General features: G+C 50.0%; 4 protein-coding genes and 1 pseudogene. All 5 read right to left on the bottom strand.

Annotated features, from left to right (window positions below):
• Positions 1-827 (bottom strand): glycosyltransferase family 2 protein (locus M0974_RS18320; protein WP_297839805.1); only part of this gene is annotated, 827 nt, incomplete at its 3' end.
• A 117-nt stretch (positions 828-944) separates the two neighbouring features.
• The gene (locus M0974_RS18315; RefSeq protein ID WP_297839799.1) at positions 945-3,425 is read right to left on the bottom strand and encodes a glycosyltransferase family 1 protein; all 2,481 of its coding nucleotides are present in this window, start codon (positions 3,423-3,425) and stop codon (positions 945-947) included.
• The gene (locus M0974_RS18310) at positions 3,425-4,999 is read right to left on the bottom strand and encodes a bifunctional 2-polyprenyl-6-hydroxyphenol methylase/3-demethylubiquinol 3-O-methyltransferase UbiG (protein WP_297839796.1); all 1,575 of its coding nucleotides are present in this window, start codon (positions 4,997-4,999) and stop codon (positions 3,425-3,427) included. The genes M0974_RS18315 and M0974_RS18310 overlap by 1 nt, the downstream gene beginning before the upstream one ends.
• Positions 4,996-6,213 (bottom strand): ABC transporter ATP-binding protein, encoded by a 1,218-nt coding sequence (locus M0974_RS18305; protein ID WP_297839802.1) that lies wholly within the window; start codon positions 6,211-6,213, stop codon positions 4,996-4,998. The genes M0974_RS18310 and M0974_RS18305 overlap by 4 nt, the downstream gene beginning before the upstream one ends.
• Positions 6,210-6,287 (bottom strand): annotated as a pseudogene (locus tag M0974_RS18300) (ABC transporter permease); the annotation flags it as partial. The pseudogene M0974_RS18300 and the gene M0974_RS18305, both read right to left, overlap by 4 nt.

Here is a 6,287-nt window from a genome sequence, read left to right as displayed (position 1 = left end):
GTGTACATCGAGCTGACCCAGTGTGTAGCACCGAAAACAAGCCCCCAAACTAACATTAGCAAGCCTACTGGAAGTTCAATTGATGCCAGCGACATGTCTCGCAAATAGTAATTATAAAAAATTCTCTTGCTAAAATTACGCACATGCTTAACGAAAAACTCACCCACGACTTGGGAAACTTTCAAATTGCTTACTTCATCACCGTATTTTGCATGCATAGGGATATCCACTACAACTGCGCGAAGAGTATTGAGCCGGAACAGGATATCGGTCTCAAAAAAATAGCGGCGGCTAATTTTATTCAACGGCAAATGCTTGGCAACGTCTCGATGTATCGCAGTATAGCCATTGGTTGGATCAAATAGGTCCCAGTACCCTGAAGAAAATTTTGTCATGAAGGAAAGGACAGCATTGCCGAAGAGTCGAACTCTGGGCATTGCCCTTATTTCTTCCAGATCGAAAAACCGATTACCCTTCGTATAATCCGCCTCCCCTTCAAGGATTGGATTCACGAAGTTCATGATAAGTCCTGGGTCCATTTGGCCATCGCCATCAATCTTGACAATAACATCCATATTATCTTCGATAGCCGCCTTGTAACCAGTCATCACAGCACCGCCAACGCCCTGATTCTCGGGATTACGCAGTACCACGACCCGAGGATCGGTACAGTTTTGCTCCACGAATGCGCCAGAACCTTCCGGGCAGCAATCATCGACTACATAGATTCGTTCGACTTCAGGGCCAATATCCGCGATCACACCTAGGATATGGGCGATCACTTTATACGAAGGTATTAAGACTGCTATTTTGCTGTGCCCATCCATCTCCACAGCGTCATTTATACCTGTCTCAATTTGGTCTTGTTGGCCGATGGTCATTTTTCACTCTACCTGCTGGTCTCAGTCTATTAATAGGTCAAACGCGACTTGAAATTTGTCGCTTCAAATCAACACTGCTTGCAGTTGCTTGGCGCTTTCTTCCCACGTCAACCAAGGCATCGTCATGGATGTGGGGTGATCACCGCGATCGAATAATTCCAGCCAAGCATTGATGGACTTAGCCAGGTCGATACCTGACATACCGTCAAAATAAAACGCGTGCTCACCAGCTATTTCCCGAAAAACGGGAAGGTCGCGAACGATCATTGGCAGATGGTGCTGAGCCGCCTCGATTAATGGAAGACCAAAGCCCTCGCCTTCGGAGGCTGCGATCAGACAGGTCGCTGCTGAGTAGATTTTCTCAAGATACTCATCACTAATACCTTCCAGCCAGAAAAGTGTCTGTCCTTTTGCCGGGTGAACCTCCAGCCGAGCGACCAAATCGTCAACTAGCCAGCCTCTTTTACCTACGATAACCAGGTTTATTGCATGGCCTTCGTCCCACAGAGTTTCAAAAGCAAGCAACGTTTGAGCATGGCCCTTTCGGGGCTCTATGGTGCTCACCATCAAAAAACTCGGCCTTTCCGAGAGATTACTCAACAAATGTCCCGCATCATCTGGCAAGCCGAGAGAGGGCAGGCTGTTATTTATATCTGCGCCTAGGTGGAAACTTTTTACCGCTGGCTTGTTGCCTGCACACTTATCCGTGTGAGACGACAGCCATATCTGGAGCTCACTTGCCACTGCACCCGAGATACAAATCAGATTGCTCGCGACCATGCTGATCTTGCTCAGCCAATCGTTGAAGAGCTCGGCATTAGGAGCAAGCCACCAATCAGGGCGGTGGAAGAGCAGGAGGTCGTAAACGATGTAATTTATCTGCACGCCCATTTGACGCATTCGATGGTGCAGCGGATATAGCTGGCTGGCCAAGTGCATATTCAAATCTAAAGATAAATAAATATCGTCTTGGGCGTAGTCGATTGCTGCGTCTATCGTCTCAGGGAATTGAGCGTTGATACGTGAGGCGAAGCTATTCGCGTAATAGTATTTTCCGTCAGCAAAATACACCGGACGGACGGTGAGGCCCGCGGGGGGCGCACTCAAGAACTCATGAAGCAGACTACGCACGACCCGCTGAATACCCGATTTTGCGTCACTGTGAACGATGCTAGAAACGTCCAGCAGAAGCTGTCGTTCTTCAACGACGGTGAAGTTAAAGGCGATGCTTTTTGCCAGCTTGAATAATTCAACATCGGTAGGCGGATTGCCTGGCAGTCCTAGCAGGCGCTTTTGCAGTGTCTGAGCCTCGAAGCCTAGAACATCTGGAGCGGAAGTAAGAGCCATTCGTTCCAAAGCCGCGATAGCTTTTTTTGCCGATTCATCCCAAGAAAATTTTGTCGATTGTTCAGCAGCATTAGCAATTAACCGGGCACGATAACTTTCATCATCCAGCGCCTCAATCATCTTCGCTGCTATGGACTGCGTCGAAAGAGGATCAAATAACGCCTCCTCGAATCCAATGACTTCCGGAACACTACTGCAATTCGAACCAATCACCGCAGCACCGCAGGCCATCGCCTCAAGCACCGGAAGACCGAAGCCTTCATGGGTAGATGGGAAAACAAACAGCCTGGTCAATGAATACAACGCGATCAGGTCGCTGTCATTTACGTAACCGGTAAGGACCAGCTCGGTGGAACTGACTCCGTATTTTTCCGCCAGAACAAGCAGTTCCGTTCGTTGCTGAGGATGCAACTTGCTGGCGATAACCAGTTGATGCTTGCTCTTTAACGCCGCAGGTAGAGTGCTGTAGGCATCCAGGAGACGACCGAAATTCTTTCTCGGGTCGAAACCACCCGGAGCATAAAGGATGAATTCGGTCCGTATTCCCAAGCGATCAAGGATTGCTGTGCTTTTAACCAAGTCAACCGGATTAGGGACAAATTGATCACCAATGGCGGCTGATATATTGGCTATTTTGGCCCGGTCTATATTTAAAAACGTGACTGCTTCCTGACGCGACGAATCAGAGATGGCTAACAAAGCATCAGCGTTTTTCAACCAGTCGATTTTGCGATAGTAATAATCCTGGAGCTCTGGTGTGGGGAGGTAGACCTCCTTGTTCATGAACGGGATCAGGTCATACAAAATCACTGCGGTCTGATACTTGGTTGGGATTGCGCCGATCGACGTAACCGCGTTCGCCCAATAACCTTCGAACAGACTGCTTACAACAACAACGTCTGGCTCAAGCGTGCTTAAAAACGTTTCGCGGACCACCTCGCAGGCTCGTGCCATCCAAGGAGTAGGACTTACTTCATCCGGCACGTCAAACAAACGGATGCGGTGCTCCGGAATCAGACCGGAAAATGCAGCTCTGATATCGGAAATACTTTCGGGCATGCAACTGTTGAGCGCCAACCAAACCTCATGGTCGCTTGCGTTTCGCGCCATGGCCTGCGCCAACGAAAGAGAATAACGGCCAATACCACGGAAACGACTTTCAGACTGTGCGCCCTGTAGATCAATAACAATACGCATCAGCGGTATTCCTTGCGCTCAAATGCCAGCTTCAATTCAGAGTAAATACGCGCGACCCTTGGGCTTGCAGACAGGAATCCATCTTCAGAGGCCTCAGTCGCCACCACAACAGGAACTATTTCGTCTGGCGAGGGCTGCATGATTCCTTGATGCAAAGCGAACTGCCTCATACGCCCAAACAGGACGGGGTGAGACTTGATCTTGTTACGGATGCGGAGCCGCAAACCGGGTCGGTCCAACACAAAATGCATTGAGCAGCTGAGAATCGGGCGCGTGATGCGTTTGATTACGCGCAATGCAAAACCTCCCGTCCCAGCGAATATGGCCATTGAGGTTCGTAGTGGTTGGGTAATTTGCCAAGACTTACTATTCACCAGAACCGCGATCTTCGCCTCGTTGGCCTTTGCCTGTTGCCACCAATGGTGCGCATTGCTCAACGACTCATTCAAACGGGAAGTAATTTCTTGTAACTGCGTCTGCACGTTTAATTGCTCAAGGTTTTCCCGACTCGTCTTTTCTTCAAGCAACTTTCCCATTTGAACCTGGATCTTTTCAATATTCGCAAACGCAGCATTTAAGCGTATATCGGCCTCTTTGGCACGGTTGATGGCATCTTCTTGCATCAGCTGGACATTTTGGTAACGGATTTCCGCCAAATCAGCCCGCAAACCTATCTCACGTAGCTGGGCTTTCATTTCTGCGTGATTACTATCGCTACGCCCACCCAACTCATGCACAACGATCTCTAGTTGCTGGCCGTGCTGCTCAACCTGATACAGATGATCACGCAATCCAATCGTGCTAGCGTCAGCCTGCTCTAGCCGCCCCAAATGCTGAGCATCATAACGTCGGGCGAGTGCCTCAAGCGATAAGCCGTAACTTCGATCAAAAACAGCGTCGAATTTTTCCAATTGTTCGGGGGATGCTTGTTTTTGCGCAATGATCGCGTAGTCCGGACTGACCCCGTGCAAGACACTCATCAAATCAACTAACCCACCAGCGGCCAGCGCTGCTGACTCTTGGAGGCGAAGCAATTGAGAGCGATTGAACCCGGAATATTCTGTCAAGAAACTCAAAAGCAGATGAGGTATTGGGCGTTCGTGAGTTGGGTCCAGATAGAAATTCTGAGTCCCTACCGTCAGGTTTTCCGCATTGGGTGTTTCCAGGATAAGCAATCCGGCGGGCTTTAGTACACGAAGGGTTTCAGCAACCAGTACCTTCAAATCGTCGAAGGGAATGTGTTCTGCGAAATGAAAACCTGAGACAACCGTCAGGCTTTCATCCGGCAAGTTTTTCAGGACTTGAAGTGCGTCACCCTCTTGAACCGGCAACCCCAACGCGTGGCAAGCTTCAAGCATTCCGCCATCAATATCGACGCCCAACGGAGTGAAGCCCGCCTGCAATAATATTTCCAGCCATTCCCCACGGCCACAACCCAGATCAAGTGCTCTGCACTCCGGATACAGCGTTTTAAGAGGCTCAAGAAAAGGCACGTAAACCTGCTGCCGCTCCTGAATCAACTCCCGCGAACCGCGATAGCGGTCTTCAAAAGCACGATAGAACGGAATGCTCATCGGCTGCACTCCACGCTCGGTGGAATCCAGGCCAGCCCTACAAACGAGCTTTGGGAAATATTGACGACGTTAAACACAAGGGTTAAATCCACCCATTCATAATTACGCGATAAATGACTGTCCGTTGTGTGTAGCGCGACAGCCACGGAATAGGACCCGACCCCTAAATTCGCCGCAAAACTGAACGAATAACTGACGGTTTCACCCGCGTCTAGGCTGTCGATTTTGCAGCCCAAGTGGTGAGTGTTGGTACCGAATACCGGCTGGCCTAGCCTGTCTTTTATCAGATAGCCAACTACCAGCTCTGGAATCGCGCTGTTGATCTTTGTGGTGATGCGCAAGGAAACACTTTCGCCGACCGATGCATACTCAATCGAGTCGCCGGCAGCGTTATGCAATGTGACGGATTCAATACTCGCCTCCCCGCTCCCGGAGCGAGTCTGCATAGAGCCGTCTTCCAGCTCACGAACCTGGACAGTTGCGTTCTCTTTTTCAGCAATCAAAGCATTGTAGAAGTCCATGACTTCTTCAGGCTTGCCATCTTTAATCACGGCACCTTTTTCAAGCAAGATCGCACGGTTGCACAGTGCTTGAATCGAGCCTCGATCGTGGGAAACGATGAGTAAGGTGGTGCCTTGCTGTTGGAAGTCACGGATACGATCAAAACTTTTGTGCTGGAAGTAGCTATCACCCACCGATAGCGCTTCGTCAACGATAAGTATTTCGGGACGTATTGCAGTCGCTACGGCAAAAGCGACTCGCATTTGCATGCCACTGGAGTAGGTACGCACGGGCTCGTCGAAATACTCTCCGATTTCCGCAAAGGCCTCGATTTCATCGATGACCCCGTTAATTTGCCCAGCACTGAACCCCATCAGGCCTGCGGCGTGAAATACGTTCTGGCGGCCGGTTAAATCCGGAGTGAAACCCATGCCCAGCTCAAGAATCGCAGCGATGCGCCCGTTAACCTGAACGCTGCCTTCCGTCGGCTGCAAGGTTCCAGTAATCATCTTCAACAGTGTTGATTTACCTGCCCCGTTCTGCCCAACAATGCCTATCGCCTCTCCAGGTTTTATGGAGAAGCTTATGTGCTTAAGCACCCAGTGCTCTTCGGTGGGCTTGGTAGGTAGCCCAAACCAACGCCCAATACGTTGGAATTCAGACGCGTAGACGCGATAAGCCTTGCCCAGATTATTTACGGTTAACAGACTCATAACACGTCCACCATTTCCGGCGCGGCACGGCGGAACATAAACAGGCCCAACAGCATCAATCCGAGGGCAATGAC

It is taken from the genome of Pseudomonas sp., assembly GCF_026224925.1.
Lineage (GTDB): Bacteria > Pseudomonadota > Gammaproteobacteria > Pseudomonadales > Pseudomonadaceae > Aquipseudomonas.
Note: the sequence above shows the minus strand (reverse complement) of the source record. Positions and strands in the feature narration are given on the sequence as shown.

Excerpts from the sequence above, each read along its gene's own strand:
- M0974_RS18315 (WP_297839799.1), bottom strand. The coding sequence starts at position 3,425 with ATGCGTATTGTTATTGATCTACAGGGCGCACAGTCTGAAAGTCGTTTC.
- M0974_RS18310 (WP_297839796.1), bottom strand. The coding sequence starts at position 4,999 with ATGAGCATTCCGTTCTATCGTGCTTTTGAAGACCGCTATCGCGGTTCG.
- M0974_RS18305 (WP_297839802.1), bottom strand. The coding sequence starts at position 6,213 with ATGAGTCTGTTAACCGTAAATAATCTGGGCAAGGCTTATCGCGTCTAC.